We start from the raw sequence: 22,365 nt of genomic DNA on the forward strand, positions 1-22,365 counted from the left end.
GCAGCGTGGCGAAAAGCTCGTCCGCTTTTCGTATACACGAACACGGAAGTTAAGGATCCACACTGCAGGAGTATGCGTATGGGGACGCAGTGTGGCGAAAGGCTCATCCGCCTTTCGTTCCAGGGCCAATAATACTTGGGGCGCAGGCCCCTGGGAAAGTAGGTCATTGCCAGGTGAACAAGCAACAGACTGCCATAATGGCAGTCTGTTTGTGGTTCATGAAAGAAATGAAAGATGTTGGGTCCCACACTGCAGGAGAAGGCGTTGCGGGATGCAGCGTGGCGAAAAGCTCGTACTTCGCCACGAAGTGAATCTCTGGGGTTGGTGGCTCGGCGAAACCCTCCACTGGAGGCTTTCGTGCTTATCGTGTTCGGATCCACATTGCGGGAGAATTGATTTAAAGCCGAAAAATATGTTATAAACTTGCCCCTTAAAAGACCATTATCATAAATTTGAGGTATTTTTTGTGAAAATGCGAGAATAATAGTTAAATGCATGATAAACTAGTTAAGGCGATATTTTTTGTCAAAACTTAATACAAAGATATTTAAGGTAACAGTTTTGGTTCTCATAGAGCGCGATTGTTAGCTACGAATATCCGAATGATTTGGTTTCGAAAAGGAGAGGAAAACATTGGATTGGAAGCTGAGCACTAACATTGGACAAAAAATTGTGGACCTTATATATCAAACAAGTGGTTATCATGCAATAGTCTGCGATACAACTGGCACAATTATTGCTGACTCAGCTCATGCACGAATAGGGATTAAGCACAGAGGAAGCCAAGAAATATTAACGACGAATTGCACATATGTGGAGATAACAGCAGACGAAGAGATTGCTACGTCTGGCAAAATAAAAGAAGGATATAATGCTGGCATTGAAATTCAAGGTCAAATTATTGGTACTTTCGGTATTGCTGGAAAACTGGATATTGTAAGGCCAGTAGCTAAGGTTGCGGTAGGAATGGTCGAAATGATGATTCGAGATGATGAACTTAAGGAAGCTATCCGCAATCAAGTTCAACTTTTAAGTAATTCAGTTGAACAGGCTGCTAGTGCGGTACAAGAGACTGCTGCCTCTGCAGAAGAAGTGGCTTCAATCAGCCAAGTAATTGCCCAGGAAGCCCAAGATGGTGAAAACCAGCTAAAGTCTACAACTTTAATTTTAGATCTAATACATAAAGTTGCAAAACAAACGAATCTTTTGGGTTTAAATGCTGCAATTGAAGCTTCACGTGCGGGAGAGCAGGGAAGGGGTTTTTCTGTTGTTGCCGGTGAGGTGCGTAAGTTAGCTGAAGAAAGCAATCGTTCGGCTACTGAGATAAGAAATATTCTACAGCTATTTCAAACAATTATTCAGAAGATTGTCGATAACTCTTTGCGTAACAGTGCCATAACTCAAGAACAAGCAAAAGCTAATCAAGAAATTGCACAAATGATTGATGGAGTATTTCAGGTGAGTGAAAATTTAAAATCTCTATCCGAAAACATTTAAATAATATAAACGCTGCACTACTCTATTTGGAGATCAACAAATTTCAAAAAGGAGATATGCTTTATGGAAGTCGCTTTGGCATATGGGAAAAATGGATTAAGAATTAATGTACCAGATCATTCGAAAGTAGTTGTCCCTCAGCATATTGATCTGCCTGAAAACGATCATCAACTGATTATCAATGCTTTGCGCAATCCAATAGGAACAAAACCACTAAGAGAAATGGTGAATCCAAAGGACAAGATCGTTATTGTCATAAGCGATATAACAAGGCCTACTCCAAATCACAAATTAGTGCCTTGGTTATTGGAGGAGCTTTCGCACATTCCAATCGATAATTTTACGATCATTAATGGTACGGGTACTCATCGGGATGAAACCAGAGAAGAACTTGTTGAGATGTTAGGGGAGAAAATCGTTAATTCTGTTCGCATCATTAATCATCACTGTCAGGAGATGTCTGAGCTAAAAAAAGTCGGAACCAGCAGTTTTGGCTGTGATGTTTATTTGAATAAGGAATATGTTGAAGCTGACTTTAGAATTGTAACAGGATTTATTGAACCACATTTTTTTGCAGGGTTTTCAGGTGGACCAAAGGGGATAATGCCCGGAATTGCGGGCATGGAGACTATCTTAACATTTCATAATGCTCAAATGATAGGTCATCCTCTGGCAACTTGGGGAGTTATTGATAAAAACCCTCTTCAAGAAATGACTAGAGAAGTAAATTCTTTTTGTAAACCGGATTTTCTCTTGAATGTTGCGTTAAGCGGCAATAATGAAATAACAAATGTATTTGCCGGTGAGCTTATTGCCGCTCATGAGACAGGGTGCGCATTTGTTAAAGAGCATGCGATGATTAAATGTGATGAACGCTTTGATGTTGTTGTTACGACAAACGCCGGGTATCCGCTGGATCAGAATCTCTATCAGGCTGTTAAAGGAATGAATGCTGCTCAAAAGATTGTAAAAAAAGGCGGAACAATAATTTGTGCTGCAGAATGCTGTGAAGGAATGCCTGAACATGGCAATTTTTCAAAGATACTGAAAATGCGTGAAACCCCAAAGGATCTTTTGGAAATGATCAATGATCCATCCTTTAGCATGTTTGATCAGTGGGAGGCACAAAGATTAGCAATGATTCAGGAATGGTCTGATATTATAGTATATTCGACGCTTCCAGATGAATGGGTTAAAATTGCTATGCTCACGCCAACAAAGAATATTGAATCAACTATTAATGAACTCCAAGCTAAATACGGCAAAGAAATGAGTATAGCTGTATTACCTCTAGGACCGCTGACAATTCCTTATGTTGAAGAGTAAGTAAAGCGGGACATAAATCATCAAAGAGAACAGAAGAAAGGGATGAACGTTTTGTAACGATCGTCCCTTTCTTCCTCGCTAGTCTTTGGTAAGATATCCAATGGCTGTTGATATCGTGCTGGCCGAAACACGATTTCAACAATGCTTATATTTTTTAGTCGTTCATAATTTCTGAACCTTGATCAGCCATTTCTTTTTCCGCAAAGTTGATCATTTTTTTGACCATGTTTCCGCCGATCTGACCTACTTCACGAGTCGTCATATTGGCGAACCCCTTATCTTCGATATCATCATCTAATTGTAATTCTTCGGCAACTTCCCATTTTAACTTATCCAACTGGCTTTCGGATTCTGGAACTTCAGGCGTATTACGACTCATTTTACCATCCTCCTTATCAGTTGTTTGAAGTTTTAATACATTCTTTAGCATCTCCCTTTTAAAGTACATTATACATTGCAAACCTGTGAAATTTATATCGGCCGCAAGAATTAACAGAATACTATATAATGAGGGAAGATTTAATTTTATTAGTTTCAAATAACTTGTTGAATAACTTCGGATAAGCTATACTTGGAACAGTAAGTGGAAGTGGTCCCCATATTCACAAAAATAAAAATACCCGATAGGGGTGATTCGGTGCATGAAATGTCCTTGATGGGAGGGGTATTTGAAGTGATAGATCATACCTTGTCCCAACACGATGTCAAGAGGGTTCTGAAAGTTAAGATAAAGGTTGGAGAATTGACCAATGCTGAGCCAGATGCTTTAGCCATGGCTTTTGAGGCATATAGCAAGGATACTCTTTGTGAGGGAGCTGAATTGATTGTCGAACGAGTTCCTTTGCTTGGTTGCTGCAGGGATTGTCATTATGAGTTTAACGTTAAGTTGATGTATTTTCTCTGTCCTAACTGTAAATCTACGAATATAGAAGTAGTTCAGGGAGAAGAACTTTTACTTGAAAGTTTGGAGGTTGAATAATGGATAATGCACGTCGCGAAATTGAAGTAATGGCAAATCTGCGAGATTCTAATGATATGCAGGCTGAAGTAAATCGTGCACATTTTCATAAAAATAATTGTCTAGCAATTAATATTATGGGCTCACCAGGCGCAGGAAAAACTTCACTTTTAGAAAAAACGTTGCCTTTGCTCAATGAAAACATGAGTGTTGCTGTTATTGAAGGAGATATTTTTACAACTAAAGATGCAGATCGAATATCTGTGCATGATGTTCCTGTAATACAAATTAATACTGGTGGTAGCTGCCATTTAGACAGTAAAATGGTTGCAAAGGTATTACCTGAGTTTGATTGTCAGAGTTTAGATTTAATGATTATTGAAAACGTTGGTAATCTTGTTTGCCCTGCCGACTTTGATTTAGGTGAAGCTTTTAAAGTTATTGTCTTAAGCATAGTTGAGGGTGACGATAAGCCGGCCAAGTATCCTGTTATCTTTCGTAAAGCTAAAGCCGTTCTCCTAAATAAAATGGATTTGGAAGGTTTAACGGATGTAAACATGGAAAGAATGAAACAGGATATCCTGGTTATAAATCCGGACATAACAATTTTTGAGATCTCTTGCCGAACGGGGAAAGGTCTGCAAGACTGGACTAACTGGCTTCAGGATAAAGTTTTGGACTTTCAATCATAGGTCTATGAACTATTAAATTGCATAAGCGCCTCTCTTTAAACAAAACCTTGCATAAATTGTGGTTTACATCCATCCACTTATATGCAGGGTTTTATTTATCCACCCACTCCCACGTTTATAAGTGGGAGTGGGTCCCCCGTACTCTGCTTCGGTGGGGGTAGAGTTCCCCACCGAAGTCTGATGTTCAGCTTTAGCTGAACGAGTTCACTAAAAGAATAGATATTCATTATGCAACGGTCTCTAATTATTTTCACACTAAAAAGGCCGACGCTCACGAACTCTTTAGTTCGTATAGCTACGGCCTTAACGGAAGTTTGGAGTTGGCTGCATGACAGATGCATTACTTAAGTATGAAATGATAGTTGTTAATTATTTGCGAATTTACCTGCACTGAGAATCGAATCAATTTCAAGGAGAACCAATTCAGTAAGATGGGGAAATAGTGATTGAATCTCTGGACTTAATTCCATTCCCCAATCTAGTTTTTTGGGTTGCACACCGAAAATTAAGGTTTGAGGAGCATGCCCTAAAATGTTTGCCATGGTTAAGACTTCAATTATTCCGATTTGATGAAAGGATACCTCGTATTGTTCAGGAAAGACCTTTATATCACCGGGATGAAATCGGAATAGAGCGCCGGGTTCTGACTGAGCATTGATTGCATCAATAATAATCAGGAAGTCTATTTCTTGAATTAGATGCACGAGTTCGAGTCCAGCAGTGCCGCCTTCAAGGAGTTCAACATTTTGCGGGAGGGATTTGTGAGCCAGTTCGTCTAGAAATCGAACACCCAGGCCTTCGTCGGATAGAAGAATGTTTCCGACTCCCATGACCATAATTTTTGGCGAGTGCATGATTAAATTCCCTTCTCATTTCTCATTTTACCAAAGAACATAAACAGAAACTGTTCATAGGCAGCTGTAAAGACCAAATAAACGTGAATTGCAATAATTGCAATAAACAGCCACATGACAAGATAGTGAAGTCCGCGTACGGCGGTCAGACCTCCCACCAGGTCAGCAACTCCTGCCAACTGTACTGGCTTATAGAGAATAAAGCCTGTAAAGGCCTGAATGACAGCGAGAATAGGAAGTGCAATGTAGGCAATTTTTTGGAGAGGGTTATATTTGCCTGTTTCTGGGTGTTTGCCTAAAAACAAGTAGTACTTGGTTTGCGGCCAGATGTTTTTTACATCTTGCATGTTGAGCAAAATAGAATCATAGTCCTTATTTTTCCCAAAAAAGGAAATATAAAAACGTACAACTCCGTTAATGAGAAGAAAATACATAAACAAGAAATGTAAATTTCGAATTAAATTCATTGGCATACCAGGATGGGGAGAATGAATAAACCAGCCTGTAAAGATTAGAACTATAAAATTAATCAGATTAATCCAGTGGCTTATACGCTGGGCTAATGGATGGTCAAGCGGGTTAACCATGTCCTTTCCTCCTTTTCTACCAACCGATCCGGAATTTTTTCACATCATTTGTCACTGGATCGATGAGGTGAATCGCGCATGCAAGGCATGGGTCATAAGATCGAGCGACTCTAACGATGTTCACTGGATTATCAGGGTCGGGAATAGGTACCCCAATTAAAGCTTGTTCGAAAGGCCCAAGAACTCCTTTATCATCTCGAGGAGAGAAATTCCAGGTGGTGGGTACAACCATCTGATAGTTCTCGATTTTGTGGTCAGCAACTTTAACAAAATGGCCCAAGGCTCCTCTCGGGGCTTCGGTTAATCCTGATCCCTGCCCTGTGGCCGGTGCTTCCCAGTGTTCGGTATCATGGATGCGGAAATTAGATCCCATTTCTTTTTCCAGAGCGTCAAGCCAGGTCAGCATGTCTTTAGCGAGTAGGAGAGTTTCATAGGCACGAGCTGCATGACGTGCGACGGCACCTGGTTTGATATTGTATTTTGAAATTATATCCATTAAACCCTTTGGCTGCATTACAAGCATGCGGGCAAGAGGGCCTACTTCCATGGGCTTACCATTATAGCGAGGGGCTTTTACGAAAGAATATGCATCTTTTTTACCAAGATCAGGAATTGTATCCTCGGTGAAGGGGGTTTTGCCGTTGGGACTTGCTTTATACCAGGAGTATTGGACATCTTCAGTGATTTTAGTTTCGTCAACAGGTAAAACCTTGCTCAAGTCGCCGTCCATGACAATGCCGGATTTCAGGAATAAGTCTTTACCGGCGTCATCCCGAGCAAAAGCGCCATAAGAGAGGAAATTGACCGCTCCTGCTCCGCCAACCCCTGCTTGGGCTAAGGGCAGCAATGGTCCGGTACCAAAGGTCAAGACATCCTGGAGATACACGTTTTCAACGAAATCCAGTTGTTCCAGCAGCATAGAACGGAATTGCTCAACAACTTCAATATTGGGAAGCATCGTGACTCCGCCGACAACAATCGAAGATTGATGGGGCTGTTTACCGGCGAACAAGGCCGACATTTTCTTAGCTTTGGCCTGCATTTCCAAGGCTTTAAGATAATGGGCGACAGCCATGGTCACTAACTCAGGATCCTTAACGCTGAATTCATCGGGTTTATAACGTGGAGTTAAGGGGGCGGTATCTCCTGCAGTGACAAGCTTGACAATTTTATCTTTGACAGCAAGGAGACCAGGATCCTTCCCCTGATATTGGGCAACAGCCATTACATCAAGATAATCGAGAGCACTAAGATGATAAAAATGTAAGGGATGATCGTGCAGCCACATGGCGCCCAGAATTAAGTTACGGATAATTCGTCCTCCGGCCGGAACGTTAGCTCCGAAAGCTTTGTCTAAGGCCAGAGAGGAAGCCCAGCCGTGGGAGCCTGCACAAACTCCGCATACACGCTCAGTTACATAGGTGGCATCGCGAGGATCTTTACCGCGCAGCATCGCTTCAATTCCACGATACATAGTTCCTACGACATGCGCGTCTGAAATTTTTCCATTCTCAACTTCAACTTCCACCTTCAGGTGTCCTTCTATTCTTGTTAAGGGATCGACAACAATTTTTGTCATCTTATAAATCCTCCTTGTGGCCGTGGCCTTGGTTAGTCAGTCTTCCGCTTGCAGCTGTAGCAATTAAATGAACTCCGAGACCGATGGCGGCAGCCCCTCCGATGACGGTACCAACCGTATCGGCATTAACCTGACCTATGCCGGGAAGTTTGAAAGTCTCTTGTTTAGTATATAAGGGGGTAAATTGCTTGTAGAAGCTCTTCTCTGAACATCCGGAACAGGGAGATCCGGCATTGATACAGAAGTTTGCATTGTCATTCCACCATACTTGAGCACAATCGGTGAAAGTCTTCGGCCCTTTGCATCCTTTTAAAAGTAAGCAATAATCTTTTTGGGCCGGATCATTCCAGTCTGTAAGAAATTCTCCGTTTTCAAAGTGACCGCGGCGTGGGCAGTTGTCATGTAACAATGTTCCATAGAAGGCCAATGGGCGATTTTGAGAATCAAGAGGCGGAACCTTCTGATATGTCAGATAATAGAGAATCGTACCTATAAGTGTAGTAGGTTTCACAGGGCAGCAGGGCAGATTGATAAGGGGAGTGCTGATTCCCTCAGCTTTAAGAATCTCAGAAACTCCCACAGCTCCTGTGGCACAGGCACCAGGTATTCCGCCGCCTTCCGAGGCGCAGCTTCCGATTGCAATGATGGCTTGGGCTTTTTTAGCAGCTTCGATAAGAGTCTTGCGGAAAGGCTTTCCTCCGACCATGCAGTAGCGATCTTCTTGAGCGGGGGTAGCTCCTTCTACTACGAGAATAAACTTATCTTTAAGGGCTTCTTGATAGGCTTCTTCAGCTATATTTCCAGATCCGGCCATAATAGTTTCATGGTACCGAATTGAGATCATGTCAAGAATCAGTTCGGCTGCTGAGGGATTTAACGTGGCAATTGTTGATTCTGTACATCCGGTGCAGTCCATTCCTTCCAACCAAATTACCGGGGGCTTCTTAATTGCCTGTTCCATTGCTGAAGCTGCTTGGGGTACGAATAGTTCGGGTAATCCAAGCGCGGCTGTAGTTGCTCCAATCAACTTCATGAAGTCACGCCGAGAAACCCCTTTGACCTTGAGTAAATCAAAATTCCCCATAATTAGATGAACACCTCCTGAATATGTCTTGTCCCCTATTGCGTACGGGTAAAAATATAGAAATTCTTTATTATTGACATATATTCGAGATAACCTATTTATTTCCTGCATGTTTTTAATAATTATTCAGAATTAAGCAAAATTTGGATCAAGTAAATATTTTCACAAAAAAGGTTTCTTTCTAAAGACTTGTAGAATAAGGAGTTTGGCGTGTACAATAAGAGAGTTATCAGAATTAGTCTGCAAGATAATTGTTTCTGAACATTATTTAGCCAATCGTAAGACTCCCGTTTCTACAAGTGGGAGTGGTAATGTTTAGCTTATGAACGAGTTCAACGATAGAAAATATATATTTAAAAGTAATTGGATGAAGAAATTGGAAAGCTGGAAGAAGGAAATGACCTCTAAAGCCAAGAAAATCTATTTGAATGGAATTGTACAAGGGGTTGGTTTTCGGCCCTTTGTATTTAAACTAGCCGAAGAACTGAACCTCAAAGGATGGGTCAATAATTCAAGTAAGGGAGTGACAATTCATGCAGAGGGAGAAAACATGGATTGTTTCCTTCAGCGTTTAGTTTCCGATTCCCCGCCTTTAGCAAAAATATTAATGGTCCGCACTGAAGAGGCAAACTTTGAAAATTTTTGTTCTTTTCATATTACCCGAAGCGAAGCCCAGCAAGATGCCGATGTCTTAATCTCTCCCGATGTCGCCACATGCCAAGATTGTTTGCATGAGATCTTAGATAAGAACAATCGCCGTTTTGAGTATCCTTTTACCAATTGTACGAATTGCGGACCACGATATACGATTATTCGCGATGTACCTTATGATCGTGCCCAAACAACGATGTCAACGTTTCCAATGTGTGAATCCTGTGCGGCAGAATATCAAGATCCCCGAGACCGGCGTTTTCATGCCCAGCCTGTTGCTTGTGAGGAGTGTGGACCTAAAGTTCAATTGTTGGACAGCTCTGGCCGATTGATTCCGGGGATGGGCGTCGATCAGTTGGTTCAAGGCGGAATTCTAGCTGTTAAAGGTTTAGGCGGGTTTCATCTTGTTTGTGATGCAGGCAACAGAGAAGCGATTGAGCGGTTGCGCCAGCGCAAAGAACGAGGGGCCAAACCTTTCGCCCTCATGGTACGCTCCATAGAAAAGGCGCGCCAGGAAGTCCTGATCGATAAAAAAGAAGAGGAATTGTTACTCAGCCCAGCCGCACCGATAGTGATACTGGAGCGAAATCAAAATCAGGCCAATTTATTGCCGGATAACATTGCTCCCGGCATTCATACCTTAGGGATGATGTTGCCTTATACGCCGATTCATCATCTCCTTTTTAAAGGCCCTTTAGATTTTTTGATTATGACGAGTGCTAATCTCAGCGGACGTCCTTTGATATATACCAATGAAGAGGCCCTAACGTTGCTCAACGGTATTGCGGATTATATTTTAGTCCATGACAGAGATATTTATCATCCTTGTGATGATTCTGTTATCCAACTTATTGGAGGGGAAGCGGTATATTTCCGACGGGCCAGAGGTTATGTGCCTTTGCCCATTTCCTTAACCTCATCTAAGTTAAAAAAGTCAATTTTAGGACTAGGTGGAGATTTAAAGAATGCCTTTTGTCTGGCCGATGATCAGCGGGCTTTTGTAAGCCAGTATCTTGGAGATATGGAGAGTTTCGAGACCATGGAGCGTTTCCAGCAGGAATTGGAATCCTTCCAGCGGGTCGTCAACGTTACTCCTACTGTGATTGCTTATGATCAGCATCCAAATTATCATTCGACAAGATTTGCTCTTGAACAGGAACAACAGCCAAAAATTCCGATTCAGCATCATCATGCGCATTTGGCAAGTGTACTGGGAGAGTGGGAACTATCAGATCCAACCTTAGGAATTATCTGTGACGGAACAGGCTTTGGGGAGGATCGTTGTATCTGGGGCTTTGAAGTTCTCTATGGGAATGCAGCAAGTTATGAACGCAAGGGACATCTTGAATATTTACCGCTGCCAGGAGGTGATGCAGGTGCCAAACATCCTGTGCGTATTGCTTATGCTTACCTAAAAACTCTCCTTACAGGTGAAGAATGGACAAAAACACTGCCTCTTTGGCATTCCCTGCTTCCAAACGAACGTAAGATCTTAGACCGCCAATTGGAAAAGGATATTCAAATTTTTCAGACCTCAAGTGCGGGTCGGCTGTTTGATGCGCTGAGCGGATTATTGGGGATATGTACTGAAGTAACATACGAAGGACAAGCTGCCATTGAACTAGAGAGTACGGCAACATTGTTTCTCAGACAAGTTAATTCAGGTGGAAAAAATGAAGGGACAGAGGACGTTTCTGAGTATCCTTATGAAATCAGACTTGAAGGCAACGAATATATTCTCGGTGTGGCGCCGCTTTTTCAAGCCATTGTTCATGATTGTCTTCAGGGAGTATCCAGAGGGAAAATTGCCTATCGTTTTCATCTGACTATCGCCGGAGCTATTACAGCACTAGCTATGCAATTTCAACATCATGGGCTGCTTGCTCTTAGTGGTGGGGTGTTCCAAAACAAACTTCTCACTGAGGCTGTCCTGCAAAACCTTAAGGATAAAAACATCAAGGTCATTCGTTCACGCACACTGCCGCCGGGAGACGGCGGGCTGGCCTTCGGACAAGTATTAATTGCAAATGAGGTGTTATAAATGTGTTTAGCCATACCAGCAAAAATTGTCTCAATCGACGGTGTTATTGCTAAAGTGGATATGATGGGGAATGAACGAATAATTAGCATTGACCTGGTACCGGAGGTAAAGATCGGCGAATATGTTTTAGTCCATGCAGGGTTTGCCATTGGGGTAGTCGATGATCAGAGTGCCAAAGAGACAGAAGAATTATTATTGGAGGTTGCCGATGCCTATGCCGAAGGAGAGTAACAATGTTTTAGCAAAGGCGGGAGAGTACCTGGAGGAAATAAAGCGCTTAGCTTCAGAGCCTTTTACAATTATGGAAGTTTGCGGGACTCATACTGTCGCTATTGCTAAAAATGCGCTAAGGGATATACTGCCGCCGACCGTCCGCTTAATTTCCGGTCCCGGGTGTCCCGTTTGTGTGACTGACAGCAGTGATATTGATCGTTACCTGTATCTGGCTGCTCAGCCGAATATGATTACCGCGACCTTTGGCGACATGATCAGGGTCCCCGGCAGTAAAAAGAATCTGCAGGCTTTGAAAGCAGAAGGCGCTGATGTACGTGTTGTTTATTCAACCCAGGATGCTTTGGAAATTGCTCATAAAAACCCAGATAAGGATGTCGTTTTTCTGGGAGTAGGCTTCGAAACAACAGCACCAACTGTTGCCATCAGTTTGGAAATTGCTCAACGTGATGGAATTAATAACTTTAGTGTTTTGTCAATGCATAAAGTTGTCCCTCCTGTTTTAAGATTATTAGCTGAAGATGAGCAACTAGATGTCGATGCTTTTCTGGATCCCGGTCATGTTTGTGCCATTATCGGAACTCAGCCAATCGAGTTTATGGCTAAAGAATTTGGTAAACCGGGAGTCGTGACGGGATTTGAAGCCCTTGACATTTTGGAGGCTATAGTAATGCTGCTTCGGCAACGGGAAGAAGGACGATCGGATATTGAGATTCAATATCGTCGAGTTGCCAAAGCCGAAGGAAATCCCTACGCCCAAACGGTTGTAAAGAGAGTTTTTGAACCAGTGGACGCTTCATGGCGCGGGATGGGCTTAATCCCCGGGAGCGGTTTAGGAATCAGAGAGGAGTTTGGCCCTTGGGATGCAATACGGAAATATTCTTTGCCGGTTTTCCATTCACCGGAAACGCCTGGATGCCAATGCGGTGAAGTTTTGAAAGGCCGGATTTATCCTACACAATGTGCTTTGTTTGGCAAACGATGTACTCCTCTTAAACCTGTAGGCCCTTGCATGGTCTCTTCGGAAGGATCTTGCGCTGCTTACTATCGATATTCTCAAAGGAGCGACGATTAATGGAACGTATTATGATGGCCCATGGAAGTGGTGGGCGGCTGAGCCATGAATTAATACACAGTCTTTTTCAAAAGTATTTGGGAAATTCATTCTTAGATCAAATGAACGATGCAACGATCGTGCCGGGGCAAGAGCAACTGGCGGTGACGACAGATTCTTTTGTGGTTTCTCCCTTGTTTTTTCGCGGAGGAAATATCGGCAGACTCGCCGTATGCGGGACAGTTAACGACCTGGCGGTAAGCGGTGCAGCGCCGAAGTTTTTATCATTAGCGCTGATTTTAGAAGAAGGGTTGCCTTTAGAGGAACTGGAACACATTATTCAGAGTGTAGCAGATACTGCCAAGGAAGCAGGTATTAGTATTGTCTGCGGGGATACAAAAGTTGTGGAACGCGGAAGTGCCGATAAACTTTTTATAAATACAACGGGTATTGGCTATAGTAATAGATATTTTGTTAACCCCCAACAAATCCAGCCCGGCGATGTTATTCTTATTACCGGAACAATTGGGGATCATGAGATCGCCATTCTGTCTGATCGGGAAGGCCTAGAGTTTGAAACGCCTGTAACGAGTGATTGCGCCCCTCTTAATGGGCTTATTGATTCCTTTTTCCAAGTCGGAGTAAAATGTATGCGTGATCCCACTCGCGGCGGAGTTGCAACGACCTTAAATGAGTTAGCGCAGCAAGCAGGTGTGAGCATGCTCCTGAAGGAAGAGTCGTTACCAATTCTTCCGGGGGTAAAAGGGGCTTGCGATATGCTTGGGCTCGACCCCCTTTATCTTGCCAATGAAGGAAAAGCCTTAGTTATTGTTAAGCCTGAGACGGTCGAAGCCGTCCTGCAGGTGATGCATGCTCATCCTTTGGGACATCGGGCAGCTCAAATCGGGGTTGTTCAAGAAGGAAAACCTGGGCTTGTGCTTTTAGAAACTCCTCTGGGAGGAAAGAGAATTGTCGGTATGCTTGAAGGTGAACACCTTCCTCGGATATGTTGAGCAGGCGGAGGAGGGTACGATGCGTATAGCGGTAATTGATGGGCAAGGCGGCGGAATAGGCAAGCATATTGTTGAACAATTACGAAAAAAAATTCCCGAATTGGAGATATTAGCCTTAGGAACAAACGCCTTAGCTACGGGTGCCATGTTACGTGCCGGGGCAACCGAGGGGGCCTCTGGTGAATCGGCGATTTGCTATAACGCCGATAGAGTGGATCTCATTGTTGGCTCAGCGGCAATAATTATGGTTTATGGGTTGTTGGGGGAAATAACACCGGGGATGGCAAGCGCTATTGCGAAGAGCAAAGCTGACAAGTTACTTATTCCAATTCAACGGGGGAATATTCAATTTGTTGGAGTTCAGCGCATTCCGTTACCCCATTTAATAGAAACTTTGGTTATTGACGTTGAGCGGAGATTTACGAGCGATCAAAACGGCAATTGAGATGTCCTTTGGAAAATGATAAAGTGGGAGTGTTAGGGGCTTCGGTAACGAAATTGTCCAAAGGACACTTTCGTTACCGAAACCCTGATGGTTCGCTTTAGCTGAACTAGTTCACTTGACAATGATGCTCTTTATTGTTAACATTAAATCACAGTAAATTGATATGAATTGAGGTATTTAAAATGCGAGTTGTTAATTCGATTACAGATTTAATTGGTCAGACGCCTTTGGTAAAGCTGCAGCGTATTGTAAAACCGGGGATGGCCAATATTTATGTAAAGGTTGAAGCCTTTAATCCTGGAGGGAGCATTAAAGACAGGATAGCCTTAGGAATGATTATGGATGCCGAAAAGCGAGGAGTACTTCGCCCCGGCGGAACCATCGTAGAGCCTACCAGCGGGAATACTGGAATTGGATTAGCAATGATTGCCGCAGCACGCGGTTATCGTCTGATTGTTGTAATGCCCGAAACGATGAGTGTAGAACGGCGCTTGCTGATGGCGGCTTATGGTGCTGAATTCGTGCTGACTCCGGGCTCAGCAGGCATGAACGGTGCTATCGAAGAGGCAGAACGCCTTATTCGAGAAAATCCGACTTATTTTATGCCCCAACAATTCGAAAATCTTGCCAATCCCGAAGCTCATCGTAAAAGTACTGTTTTGGAACTCATGGAACAGCTTGATAATATTGATGCTTTTGTTGCGGGAATTGGCACCGGGGGGACGATCACAGGGGTTGGCGAAATCTTGAAGGAACATCTTCCTAACGTAAAAATTATTGGTGTAGAACCGGCTTCATCGCCAGTAATATCAGGCGGGAAACCCGGTCCTCACAAAATTCAAGGAATTGGTGCCGGATTTGTACCTAAGGTTTTGAATGCGTCGATCCTGGATCAGATTATTCCGGTAAGCAATGATGATGCTTTAGAAACCGCCCGCAAACTCGCCGGTCAAGAAGGGCTGTTAGTAGGCATTTCTTCAGGAGCAGCAGTTAGTGCGGCTCTTCAGGCTGCCAGTGAGTTGGGTGAAGGTAAAAACGTAGTAGCTATTGCGCCGGACACTGGAGAACGGTATTTAAGCACTGAACTTTTCGCAAATCGTGGTTAGATTCCAAATGCTCTTGAAAGATGGCCAATTATCAGAAGATTAAAGTCTTTACAAGGGAAATTGCCCTATGCTAAACTATTTAAGCGGACTAGCATAAGGAGGAACACACATGTCAGGACATTCAAAATGGGCAAACATTAAGCATAAAAAAGGCAAAGCAGATGCGCAAAAAGGAAAAATCTTTACGAAGCTTGGGCGGGAAATTGTTGTAGCTTCTCGAGCCTGCGGCGGAGATCTTGGCAATTTTCGCCTCAAGATAGCCGTAGAAAATGCTAAGGCACAAAATGTACCCAATGAAAACATTCAAAGAGCTATTCAAAAGGGAGCAGGCGGCACCGATGGTTCAACCTATGAAGAACTTCGTTATGAAGGCTACGGCCCCGGAGGCGTTGCAGTCATGGTTGATATTCTCACCGATAATCGGAATCGAACAGCGGCCGAAGTCCGCCATATATTCTCTAAAAATGGCGGAAACATGGGCGAGACCGGCTGTGTAGGCTGGATGTTTGAAGATAAGGGCCAGCTGAGAATTCCCCGGGAAGGCCTTAAGTTTTCTGAGGATGATCTAATGATGATCGCCTTGGAAGCCGGTGCGGAGGATTTGGAAGACGATACAGAGGAGTTTGTGATCTACACGTCACCGGAAGCCATGGAAGACGTTCGCAAGGCACTTGAAGAGCAGCATATCGTCGTCAGTGAATCAGTCCTGAGTCCAATGGCCCAAAATACCATTGAAATTACAGATGCAGACCAAGCACGAAAGATAGTTCATTTAATGGAAACTCTCGAAGATCATGACGATACTCAAGGAGTATATTCTAATTTTGATTTATCTGAGGAATTGGCAAGTGAAGATTTCTAGAAGTTAGTGAACTCGTACGGGAGACCCACTCCCACTTAAAGAAGTGGGAGTCTTACGATTGGATAAACAGTAAAACGATTAAATTATGTGCCCTCCTGGCAAGACTAGAGAAAAAGGACAATGTCGGGAGGGTTTTTACTTATGTCTCGTTGGAAAACTATAGGTTTGGTACTTGTCTTGGGACTGGGAATCGGAAGTCTTGTTCCCATGGCAGCCTCATGGCTGCCAGCTAAAATTTCAGCTGTCCAAAAAGGTTATCTGGAAGACAGCGTCGCTTTAGTATCTGCTAATGCTCCTGAGACAAGGGCTTACCATTTTAGTCTTAATAATAATGTGCTCTCTGTTCGGGAAGGAAAGCCGGGAACTGAGGGTAAGGTTATCATAAATGGTCTGGACGTGAAGACTTGGCCAAAAGCTATGCTGGAAATGGCACCCAAGGTCGAGTTTAATTCTTTGGATGAAGTTCAGTCCTTTATCGATACTGCTAATGAAGATTTATGGAACGAGTAAAAGCAAAGGCCTTTATTTATTAAGAAGAAAAGGATTCGTACGTCTTCTGTCGAAAATTTATAGCTGAAAGGAAGACGCACATGATTATTTTAGGGATTGATCCAGGAACTGCAATTATGGGATATGGTCTTATCGAACAAAAAGGAAATCGCTTGAGGGCGTTGGATTATGCTTGTTGGCGCACCGTTGCTCATACTCCTCTAGCCGAACGTTTATTAATTCTTTATAATCAAATTTTTCCTTATCTTAAGGACCATCAACCCGATCAAATTGTGGTGGAGGAACTCTTTTTCAACCGTAATACGACGACAGCCATCTCTGTCGGACAGGCCCGGGGAATCGTCTTATTAGCGGGGGCTCAACAGAGTATCCCAGTTTATGAATATACTCCCTTGCAAGTCAAACAAGCAGTTGTTGGCTACGGAAGAGCAGACAAGAAACAGGTCCAGCAGATGGTCAAGGGGTTATTAGGCCTGGATGATGTCCCGAAACCTGATGATACCGCGGATGCCTTGGCCTTAGCAATTTGCCATGCGCATAGCTTTGCTTTAGAGCGAAGAATGGAGGATTTCCGATGATAGGAATGCTGCGCGGAACAGTCTGGGAAATTCAAGCAGAACGTTTAATACTGGAGGTCCAGGGTGTAGGGTATCTGCTTACAGTACCAAGCGGACTGTTAGGCAAAGCGGTTCCGGGACAGAAACTTGTCCTCTATACCCATGTTGTCATTCGCGAGGATGATATAGCCCTTTATGGATTTACGTCAATGGGAGAAAAACAGCTTTTTTTAGAGATGATTAGCGTTTCAGGAATCGGTCCCAAGGCAGCCATATCCTTATTATCTACTTTTGGAGCTGCACAGATTGAAAATGCCATTGTTAGTGAAAATCTTAACCTCTTAACAAAGGTACCGGGGGTAGGCAAGAAAATTGCCCAACGGCTAATTTTAGAACTCAAAGAGAAGTTTAAAGGACTTGCTTTGGCTTCAGAAGAGACTGCCATTGCTGCTGATTTGAACCCCTCACAACATTCTGATGCCCTGCAAACATTACTTGCTCTTGGCTTCGGTCTGGAGGAAGCAAGACGGGCTTTGACCCATGCCGGCAAGGACGGAGGAGAATTAACGACCGAAGAGCAAGTTAAAAAAGCCTTGCGGCTGTTAGCGGGAGGTTAAACTGTAACGGCATGAGAGGAGGGGCACAAAATAGAAGAGCGTTTGGTAGCTCCGCAAGAGCAACTTTCGGATCAAGAAGGGGAAGCCCTGCGTCCCAATCGGATGAAGGAATATATCGGCCAAAAAAAAGTGAAAGATAATCTGAGCATCTTTATCCAGGCTGCAGCGACCCGGGGAGAAGCTTTGGATCACGTCTTATTATATGGACCTCCGGGCCTTGGTAAGACTACCTTAGCTAATATCATTGCTTCGGAAATGGGTGTAAGTATTCGAACGACCTCCGGCCCGGCAATTGAACGGCCCGGTGACTTGGCGGCAATTCTCACAGCCCTAGAGCCGCGTGATGTCTTATTTATTGATGAAATTCACCGTTTAAATAGTTCCACTGAAGAAATCTTATATTCTGCCATGGAGGATGGTTGTTTAGATATAGTGATTGGCAAAGGACCAAGTGCTCGTTCCATTCGCCTGTCTTTACCTCCTTTTACTTTGGTGGGAGCAACGACTCGCGCCGGTCAGTTGACGTCTCCTTTGCGAGACCGTTTTGGAGTAATAAGCCGGCTGGAATTCTATGAAGTAGAAGACTTGAAGAAAATAATCCTGCGGGCCGCAGGTATCTTGAAGTTAGAAATTACGGACGAGGGTGCTGATGAAATAGCCCGTCGTTCACGAGGCACTCCCCGAGTAGGAAACCGCTTGCTCAAGCGAGTCAGGGATTTTGCTTTAGTATGGGAAGATGGAATTGTAACTCAAGCTATCGCCAAAGAAGCTCTCAATCGTTTAGAGGTCGATCCGGTGGGTTTGGATAACATAGACCAAAAGACTTTGAGAACGATCATTGAAGCTTTTGCCGGAGGGCCGGTAGGTATAGACACTTTAGCCTCAACAATAGGCGAAGAGGCTGAGACCTTAGAAGATGTTGTCGAGCCCTTTCTTCTTCAGATGGGTTTTTTGCAGCGTACTCCCCGAGGGAGAATGGCAACAGTGAGGGCTTATCATCATTTTGGTTATTCATTGCCGCAAAAGTTCAGCAACGAGGAGGGCCCCCAAGGCATATAAGCAAGAGAAATGGGGTAATCTGAACATAGAAGGTGTGTGATGACATGCTCTGGAGTGTTCGGCGTTGGTCCTTTTTGCTGATGGCAACCTTTCTGCTGCTAATGATTCAGGTTAAGATCTGTCAAGCTCGGGAAATTTCGGTGGAGCTCGTTTGGAAATTTGGACAGGCTGGATGGGTTGAAATTCAAGCTGAACAAGGATTGTATCAAGTTGTCAGCGGAACTATGACGTTTAATTTTCCCGAGGGTTCTAGGCTTGAAGTAGGCTGGGGAGGCTGGAATCCCATTTTGAGAGTTAACGAAAGCGATTTCCAAATCTTCAGAGATACTAAACTGGAGATTAAGGAGAAAGATTCCGGCAGCCTCGTTGTAAGAACTCCGGAAGGTAAGGCTGCAGTTTATCGTGGAAGCCTGACTCTGGACTGGCATAAGGATCACTGGAGGCTCGTCAATCAGCTGGACAGCGAAGACTACTTAAAAGGTGTCGTTCCTGTTGAGATGAGTAATGCTTGGGCTAAGTATGGCTTGGAAGGATTAAAAGCTCAGGCTGTGGCTGCCCGGACTTATCTTGTAAAGCATACTCAAAATCGAAAAACTATTACAGATTCTCCGGATATTGATCAAGCCTATGCCGGTATGAACGTGGAAGGTGAGGCTTCTCAGGCAGTTGAGGCAACTCGAGGGAAGATCATCGTAGATGTTGACACAGGTCAGCCTATTGAAGCCCTTTATTCGGCTCATAACGGAGGATATTCTGAAGATGCCAAAAATGTCTGGGGAAATGCTGACAATCATAATCTAGCTCATCCTGATCGGTTTTCAGAAGGTATAGGCGGAGCGGCAGACCATTGGCGTTTTATAATTTCTGCACCTCAGCTCGGCTCTGCGTTTGGCTTAGGACCTGTTCAAACCATTAACGTTGAAAAATTCCCTTCAGGCCGAGTTCAAAAAGTGCTGTTAACGGATGAGTTTGGCAGCTCTTTGACGATTTCGGGACGAAAGTTTGTGCAGGCCTTTTACCCTTTTGGCCAAGAAATTCAAGCGAACGCTTTTTTAGGTACGTTATTTGACGTGCATAAAGTTGCTGCGGCGGAAAAGGTCTTTAACTTGAAGGGAATATCATCTGTTCTTGAAATGTTGAATTATAGAGATAATTCTGGTCCGCTGCTCGCGAAAATCATCAGCTCTTCTCTTGGGGTTCGTGCAGATCCGCAGCCCTATGGCGTTTTCATTTTTGAAGGGAGAGGCTGGGGGCATGGCGTAGGGATGTCTCAATGGGGAGCCTATCATATGGCTCAAATGGGATATACTTATGAGGAAATTATCCATTTCTATTATAATAATGTGTTGATAAAAACTAGTGAGGAAAAAAATCTTTGAGTCCACAGTTTTAAGGAGAAGATAGTGTGAATGTTTCGGAGTTCGATTTTGACTTGCCGGAGGAGTTAATTGCTCAGCATCCGGTAGAACCGCGGGATGCATCGCGTTTAATGGTTGTGGATCGGAAGACTGGTTCCCTAGAGCATCATACCTTCCGTGATCTCGTTTCCCTTCTAGACTCCGGTGATGTACTGGTACTGAATAATACCCGTGTGATACCTGCACGGTTAATTGGCGAAAAAGTTGATTCACAAGCTAAAATAGAAGTTCTTCTGTTAAAAAGGCTGGAACTTGATGTTTGGGAAGCTTTGGTCAAGCCGGGAAAGCGCTTAAAGGTAGGACAAAAAGTAAGTTTTGGTCATGGTTTGCTAGTAGGTGAGCTTCAAGAAATTTTGGAAAATGGCAATCGGAAGATTCGATTTACATATGCGGGAGTTTTCGAAACTATTTTAGACCAGCTTGGGGAGATGCCTCTGCCCCCATACATTACGGCCCAATTGGAAGATCAAGAACGGTATCAAACGGTTTATGCCAAAGAGCGCGGCTCTGTCGCTGCTCCCACAGCGGGACTGCACTTTACTCCTAAACTTCTTGCTGATCTGCAAGCCAAAGGGGTAGAGATCGTAGAGATTTTACTCCATGTGGGGCTGGGAACCTTTCGTCCCGTTAAAGTTGAAGATGTTCAGGAACATGTTATGCATTCTGAGTATTATCGCGTGGAGACAGAGGCGGCTGAACGAATTAACCGAGCCAAACAGGACGGCCGGCGTGTCATTGCGGTCGGCACAACCGTTGCCCGGACGTTGGAATCTGTAGGTCACGAGGGAAAAGTAGTTCCGGGTGAGGGGTGGACAGATATATTTATCTATCCTGGATATGAATTTAAGATCGTGGATGCCCTTTTGACGAATTTCCACTTCCCGAAGTCAACGTTAGTGATGTTGGTAAGTGCCTTGGCAGGACGAGACCTTATCTTACATGCCTATAAGATAGCTGTAGACCAGCAATATCGATTCTATAGTTTTGGCGATGCGATGTTTATCCGCTAAGAGAGTTTTAAAGATAATGAGCTTTAGAGATAAAAGGAAGTGAAGGTTTTGGCAGCGGTTCATTTGGAAATCCTTAAAGAAGATTCACGAACAAAAGCACGTTTGGGAACGTTACATACCCCACACGGAGTAATTGAGACGCCCGTTTTTATGCCCGTCGGAACGCAAGGGACAGTCAAAGCAATGACTCCGGAAGAGCTTAGGGAGATCGGAGCCGGAATTATTTTAAGTAATACCTATCATCTTTTTTTACGGCCGGGGCAAGAGTTGATCCGGGAAGCCGGCGGACTTCATCGCTTTATGAACTGGGATGGGGCAATTTTAACCGATAGCGGGGGGTTCCAAGTTTTTAGTCTGGGCGATTTGCGCACAATCCAGGAGAGCGGTGTTGAGTTCCGATCTCATATTGATGGCTCACGACAGTTTTTGAGTCCTGAGATTGCGACCCAGGTACAGATGGCAATAGGATCTGATATCGTTATGGCCTTTGATGAATGCGCTCCCTATCCGAGTTCCCACGACTATGTCAAAAATTCCTTAGAAAGGACAACGCGTTGGCTTAAGCGCTGTAAAGAAACGTTAACGACAACAGACAGACAATCGTTATTTGGCATTGTTCAAGGGGGTATGTATGAGGACCTGCGCCGCCAAAGTGCAGCAGAAGTTACGGAACTGGATCTCCCGGGGTATGCCATTGGAGGGCTAAGTGTGGGAGAACCAAAGGAAATCATGTATGAGGTTTTGGATTACACGGTCCCTTTGCTGCCGCGGGAAAAACCCCGTTACCTTATGGGAGTTGGGTCGCCGGATGCAATTATTGAGGGAGTTATGCGAGGCGTGGATATGTTTGATTGTGTACTCCCGACACGTATTGCCAGGAATGGGACAGCCATGACCCGCTATGGAAAAGTTATTGTGCGCAATGCCGGTTCTGCCCATGATTTTGGCCCTATTGACCCAACCTGTGATTGCTATACATGTCGAAATTATTCCCGGGCTTATGTCAGGCATTTGCTTAAAGCTGAAGAAATTTTAGGACTTCGCTTGATGACCATCCACAATTTGAGGTATCTCCAAAACTTAATGCGCGAAATCAGAGAGGCTATTCGAGAAGACCGTTTACCAGAATATCGGCAAAAGTGTTTCGCGGATTATGGCTACGAGTTTGATTAAGTATTTCCTGGGAGAAAGTTTCTATATGGTATTAATGAGCA

24 protein-coding genes are annotated in these 22,365 nt (G+C 43.9%); 19 read left to right on the forward strand and 5 right to left on the reverse strand.

Going from position 1 to position 22,365, the window contains the following annotated elements; genetic code table 11:
• From B5771_RS24520 to larA, 3 genes are all read left to right on the forward strand, one after another.
• A partial coding sequence (locus B5771_RS24520; protein WP_207652672.1) for a hypothetical protein occupies positions 1 to 421 on the forward strand: 421 nt, incomplete at its 5' end.
• A gap of 212 nt (positions 422 to 633) precedes the next feature.
• Positions 634 to 1,497, forward strand: coding sequence for a sugar diacid recognition domain-containing protein (locus B5771_RS03505; RefSeq protein ID WP_088186294.1), 864 nt, complete (start codon positions 634 to 636; stop codon positions 1,495 to 1,497).
• Between the two features lie 63 nt (positions 1,498 to 1,560).
• Positions 1,561 to 2,823, forward strand: a complete 1,263-nt coding sequence (gene larA / locus B5771_RS03510) for a nickel-dependent lactate racemase (protein ID WP_088186295.1) — start codon at positions 1,561 to 1,563, stop codon at positions 2,821 to 2,823.
• A 154-nt stretch (positions 2,824 to 2,977) separates the two neighbouring features.
• On the opposite strand, the gene B5771_RS03515 is transcribed toward larA, so the two are convergent.
• Positions 2,978 to 3,202, reverse strand: a complete 225-nt coding sequence (locus B5771_RS03515; RefSeq protein ID WP_047809740.1) for an alpha/beta-type small acid-soluble spore protein — start codon at positions 3,200 to 3,202, stop codon at positions 2,978 to 2,980.
• 258 nt (positions 3,203 to 3,460) lie between these two features.
• Here B5771_RS03515 and hypA point away from each other — a divergent pair, with 258 nt between their 5' ends.
• Positions 3,461 to 3,802 (forward strand): hydrogenase maturation nickel metallochaperone HypA, encoded by a 342-nt coding sequence (gene hypA / locus B5771_RS03520; protein ID WP_047809739.1) that lies wholly within the window; start codon positions 3,461 to 3,463, stop codon positions 3,800 to 3,802.
• A complete protein-coding gene (gene hypB / locus B5771_RS03525; protein WP_088186296.1) occupies positions 3,802 to 4,473 on the forward strand; it encodes a hydrogenase nickel incorporation protein HypB in 672 nt (223 codons plus the stop codon). The genes hypA and hypB overlap by 1 nt, the downstream gene beginning before the upstream one ends.
• Positions 4,474 to 4,838: 365 nt before the next feature.
• Here the strand turns inward: hypB and B5771_RS03530 are convergent, their stop codons facing one another.
• The 4 genes from B5771_RS03530 to B5771_RS03545 are packed head-to-tail and all read right to left on the reverse strand — an operon-like array spanning position 4,839 to position 8,577.
• Complete coding sequence (locus B5771_RS03530) at positions 4,839 to 5,327, reverse strand: HyaD/HybD family hydrogenase maturation endopeptidase (RefSeq protein ID WP_088186297.1); 489 nt, start codon at positions 5,325 to 5,327, stop codon at positions 4,839 to 4,841.
• Between the two features lie 2 nt (positions 5,328 to 5,329).
• Positions 5,330 to 5,914, reverse strand: a complete 585-nt coding sequence (gene cybH, locus B5771_RS03535) for a Ni/Fe-hydrogenase, b-type cytochrome subunit (RefSeq protein WP_088186298.1) — start codon at positions 5,912 to 5,914, stop codon at positions 5,330 to 5,332.
• 16 nt (positions 5,915 to 5,930) lie between these two features.
• Positions 5,931 to 7,493: a nickel-dependent hydrogenase large subunit gene (locus B5771_RS03540; protein ID WP_088186299.1), complete on the reverse strand. Its 1,563-nt coding sequence runs from the start codon at positions 7,491 to 7,493 to the stop codon at positions 5,931 to 5,933.
• Between the two features lies 1 nt (position 7,494).
• Positions 7,495 to 8,577, reverse strand: a complete 1,083-nt coding sequence (locus B5771_RS03545) for a hydrogenase small subunit (RefSeq protein WP_088186300.1) — start codon at positions 8,575 to 8,577, stop codon at positions 7,495 to 7,497.
• A gap of 397 nt (positions 8,578 to 8,974) precedes the next feature.
• On the opposite strand from B5771_RS03545, the gene hypF reads away from it, so the two are divergent.
• The 14 genes from hypF to tgt all read left to right on the forward strand — a co-directional run bounded on the left by hypF (position 8,975) and on the right by tgt (position 22,324).
• Complete coding sequence (gene hypF / locus B5771_RS03550) at positions 8,975 to 11,269, forward strand: carbamoyltransferase HypF (protein WP_088186484.1); 2,295 nt, start codon at positions 8,975 to 8,977, stop codon at positions 11,267 to 11,269.
• Positions 11,270 to 11,500, forward strand: a complete 231-nt coding sequence (locus tag B5771_RS03555; protein WP_088186301.1) for a HypC/HybG/HupF family hydrogenase formation chaperone — start codon at positions 11,270 to 11,272, stop codon at positions 11,498 to 11,500. It begins immediately after the preceding gene.
• Positions 11,478 to 12,575: a hydrogenase formation protein HypD gene (gene hypD, locus B5771_RS03560; protein WP_088186302.1), complete on the forward strand. Its 1,098-nt coding sequence runs from the start codon at positions 11,478 to 11,480 to the stop codon at positions 12,573 to 12,575. Before B5771_RS03555 ends, hypD begins: the two co-directional genes overlap by 23 nt.
• A complete protein-coding gene (gene hypE, locus B5771_RS03565) occupies positions 12,575 to 13,567 on the forward strand; it encodes a hydrogenase expression/formation protein HypE (protein WP_088186303.1) in 993 nt (330 codons plus the stop codon). The genes hypD and hypE overlap by 1 nt, the downstream gene beginning before the upstream one ends.
• Before the next feature lie 19 nt (positions 13,568 to 13,586).
• Entirely contained in the window at positions 13,587 to 14,012 is a 426-nt protein-coding gene (locus tag B5771_RS03570; RefSeq protein WP_088186304.1) for a DUF3842 family protein, read from the forward strand.
• Between the two features lie 182 nt (positions 14,013 to 14,194).
• A complete protein-coding gene (gene cysK / locus B5771_RS03575) occupies positions 14,195 to 15,118 on the forward strand; it encodes a cysteine synthase A (protein WP_088186305.1) in 924 nt (307 codons plus the stop codon).
• A 109-nt stretch (positions 15,119 to 15,227) separates the two neighbouring features.
• Positions 15,228 to 15,980: a YebC/PmpR family DNA-binding transcriptional regulator gene (locus B5771_RS03580; RefSeq protein ID WP_088186306.1), complete on the forward strand. Its 753-nt coding sequence runs from the start codon at positions 15,228 to 15,230 to the stop codon at positions 15,978 to 15,980.
• Between the two features lie 141 nt (positions 15,981 to 16,121).
• Entirely contained in the window at positions 16,122 to 16,490 is a 369-nt protein-coding gene (locus tag B5771_RS03585; RefSeq protein ID WP_088186307.1) for a hypothetical protein, read from the forward strand.
• A gap of 80 nt (positions 16,491 to 16,570) precedes the next feature.
• Positions 16,571 to 17,068, forward strand: a complete 498-nt coding sequence (gene ruvC, locus B5771_RS03590; protein WP_088186308.1) for a crossover junction endodeoxyribonuclease RuvC — start codon at positions 16,571 to 16,573, stop codon at positions 17,066 to 17,068.
• A complete protein-coding gene (ruvA, locus tag B5771_RS03595) occupies positions 17,065 to 17,664 on the forward strand; it encodes a Holliday junction branch migration protein RuvA (RefSeq protein WP_088186309.1) in 600 nt (199 codons plus the stop codon). The genes ruvC and ruvA overlap by 4 nt, the downstream gene beginning before the upstream one ends.
• A gap of 30 nt (positions 17,665 to 17,694) precedes the next feature.
• Positions 17,695 to 18,723: a Holliday junction branch migration DNA helicase RuvB gene (gene ruvB, locus B5771_RS03600; RefSeq protein WP_088186310.1), complete on the forward strand. Its 1,029-nt coding sequence runs from the start codon at positions 17,695 to 17,697 to the stop codon at positions 18,721 to 18,723.
• A gap of 44 nt (positions 18,724 to 18,767) precedes the next feature.
• Positions 18,768 to 20,102, forward strand: coding sequence for a SpoIID/LytB domain-containing protein (locus B5771_RS03605; protein ID WP_088186311.1), 1,335 nt, complete (start codon positions 18,768 to 18,770; stop codon positions 20,100 to 20,102).
• A 26-nt stretch (positions 20,103 to 20,128) separates the two neighbouring features.
• Entirely contained in the window at positions 20,129 to 21,151 is a 1,023-nt protein-coding gene (gene queA / locus B5771_RS03610) for a tRNA preQ1(34) S-adenosylmethionine ribosyltransferase-isomerase QueA (RefSeq protein ID WP_088186312.1), read from the forward strand.
• A 48-nt stretch (positions 21,152 to 21,199) separates the two neighbouring features.
• Complete coding sequence (gene tgt, locus B5771_RS03615) at positions 21,200 to 22,324, forward strand: tRNA guanosine(34) transglycosylase Tgt (RefSeq protein WP_088186313.1); 1,125 nt, start codon at positions 21,200 to 21,202, stop codon at positions 22,322 to 22,324.
• Positions 22,325 to 22,365 lie beyond the last annotated feature (41 nt).

The organism is Desulfosporosinus sp. FKA (assembly GCF_002196785.1).
Lineage (GTDB): Bacteria > Bacillota > Desulfitobacteriia > Desulfitobacteriales > Desulfitobacteriaceae > Desulfosporosinus > Desulfosporosinus acididurans.

What these genes read in the sequence shown, in the direction of transcription:
- B5771_RS03570 (WP_088186304.1), top strand. Translation starts at nt 13,587, where the DNA reads ATGCGTATAGCGGTAATTGATGGGCAAGGCGGCGGAATAGGCAAGCAT.
- B5771_RS03515 (WP_047809740.1), bottom strand. Translation starts at nt 3,202, where the DNA reads ATGAGTCGTAATACGCCTGAAGTTCCAGAATCCGAAAGCCAGTTGGAT.
- hypD (WP_088186302.1), top strand. Translation starts at nt 11,478, where the DNA reads ATGCCTATGCCGAAGGAGAGTAACAATGTTTTAGCAAAGGCGGGAGAG.
- B5771_RS03605 (WP_088186311.1), top strand. Translation starts at nt 18,768, where the DNA reads ATGCTCTGGAGTGTTCGGCGTTGGTCCTTTTTGCTGATGGCAACCTTT.
- B5771_RS03530 (WP_088186297.1), bottom strand. Translation starts at nt 5,327, where the DNA reads ATGCACTCGCCAAAAATTATGGTCATGGGAGTCGGAAACATTCTTCTA.
- B5771_RS03555 (WP_088186301.1), top strand. Translation starts at nt 11,270, where the DNA reads ATGTGTTTAGCCATACCAGCAAAAATTGTCTCAATCGACGGTGTTATT.
- B5771_RS03585 (WP_088186307.1), top strand. Translation starts at nt 16,122, where the DNA reads ATGTCTCGTTGGAAAACTATAGGTTTGGTACTTGTCTTGGGACTGGGA.
- hypB (WP_088186296.1), top strand. Translation starts at nt 3,802, where the DNA reads ATGGATAATGCACGTCGCGAAATTGAAGTAATGGCAAATCTGCGAGAT.
- B5771_RS03545 (WP_088186300.1), bottom strand. Translation starts at nt 8,577, where the DNA reads ATGGGGAATTTTGATTTACTCAAGGTCAAAGGGGTTTCTCGGCGTGAC.
- hypF (WP_088186484.1), top strand. Translation starts at nt 8,975, where the DNA reads ATGACCTCTAAAGCCAAGAAAATCTATTTGAATGGAATTGTACAAGGG.
- hypE (WP_088186303.1), top strand. Translation starts at nt 12,575, where the DNA reads ATGGAACGTATTATGATGGCCCATGGAAGTGGTGGGCGGCTGAGCCAT.
- larA (WP_088186295.1), top strand. Translation starts at nt 1,561, where the DNA reads ATGGAAGTCGCTTTGGCATATGGGAAAAATGGATTAAGAATTAATGTA.
- B5771_RS03540 (WP_088186299.1), bottom strand. Translation starts at nt 7,493, where the DNA reads ATGACAAAAATTGTTGTCGATCCCTTAACAAGAATAGAAGGACACCTG.
- cybH (WP_088186298.1), bottom strand. Translation starts at nt 5,914, where the DNA reads ATGGTTAACCCGCTTGACCATCCATTAGCCCAGCGTATAAGCCACTGG.
- B5771_RS03580 (WP_088186306.1), top strand. Translation starts at nt 15,228, where the DNA reads ATGTCAGGACATTCAAAATGGGCAAACATTAAGCATAAAAAAGGCAAA.
- ruvA (WP_088186309.1), top strand. Translation starts at nt 17,065, where the DNA reads ATGATAGGAATGCTGCGCGGAACAGTCTGGGAAATTCAAGCAGAACGT.
- cysK (WP_088186305.1), top strand. Translation starts at nt 14,195, where the DNA reads ATGCGAGTTGTTAATTCGATTACAGATTTAATTGGTCAGACGCCTTTG.
- ruvC (WP_088186308.1), top strand. Translation starts at nt 16,571, where the DNA reads ATGATTATTTTAGGGATTGATCCAGGAACTGCAATTATGGGATATGGT.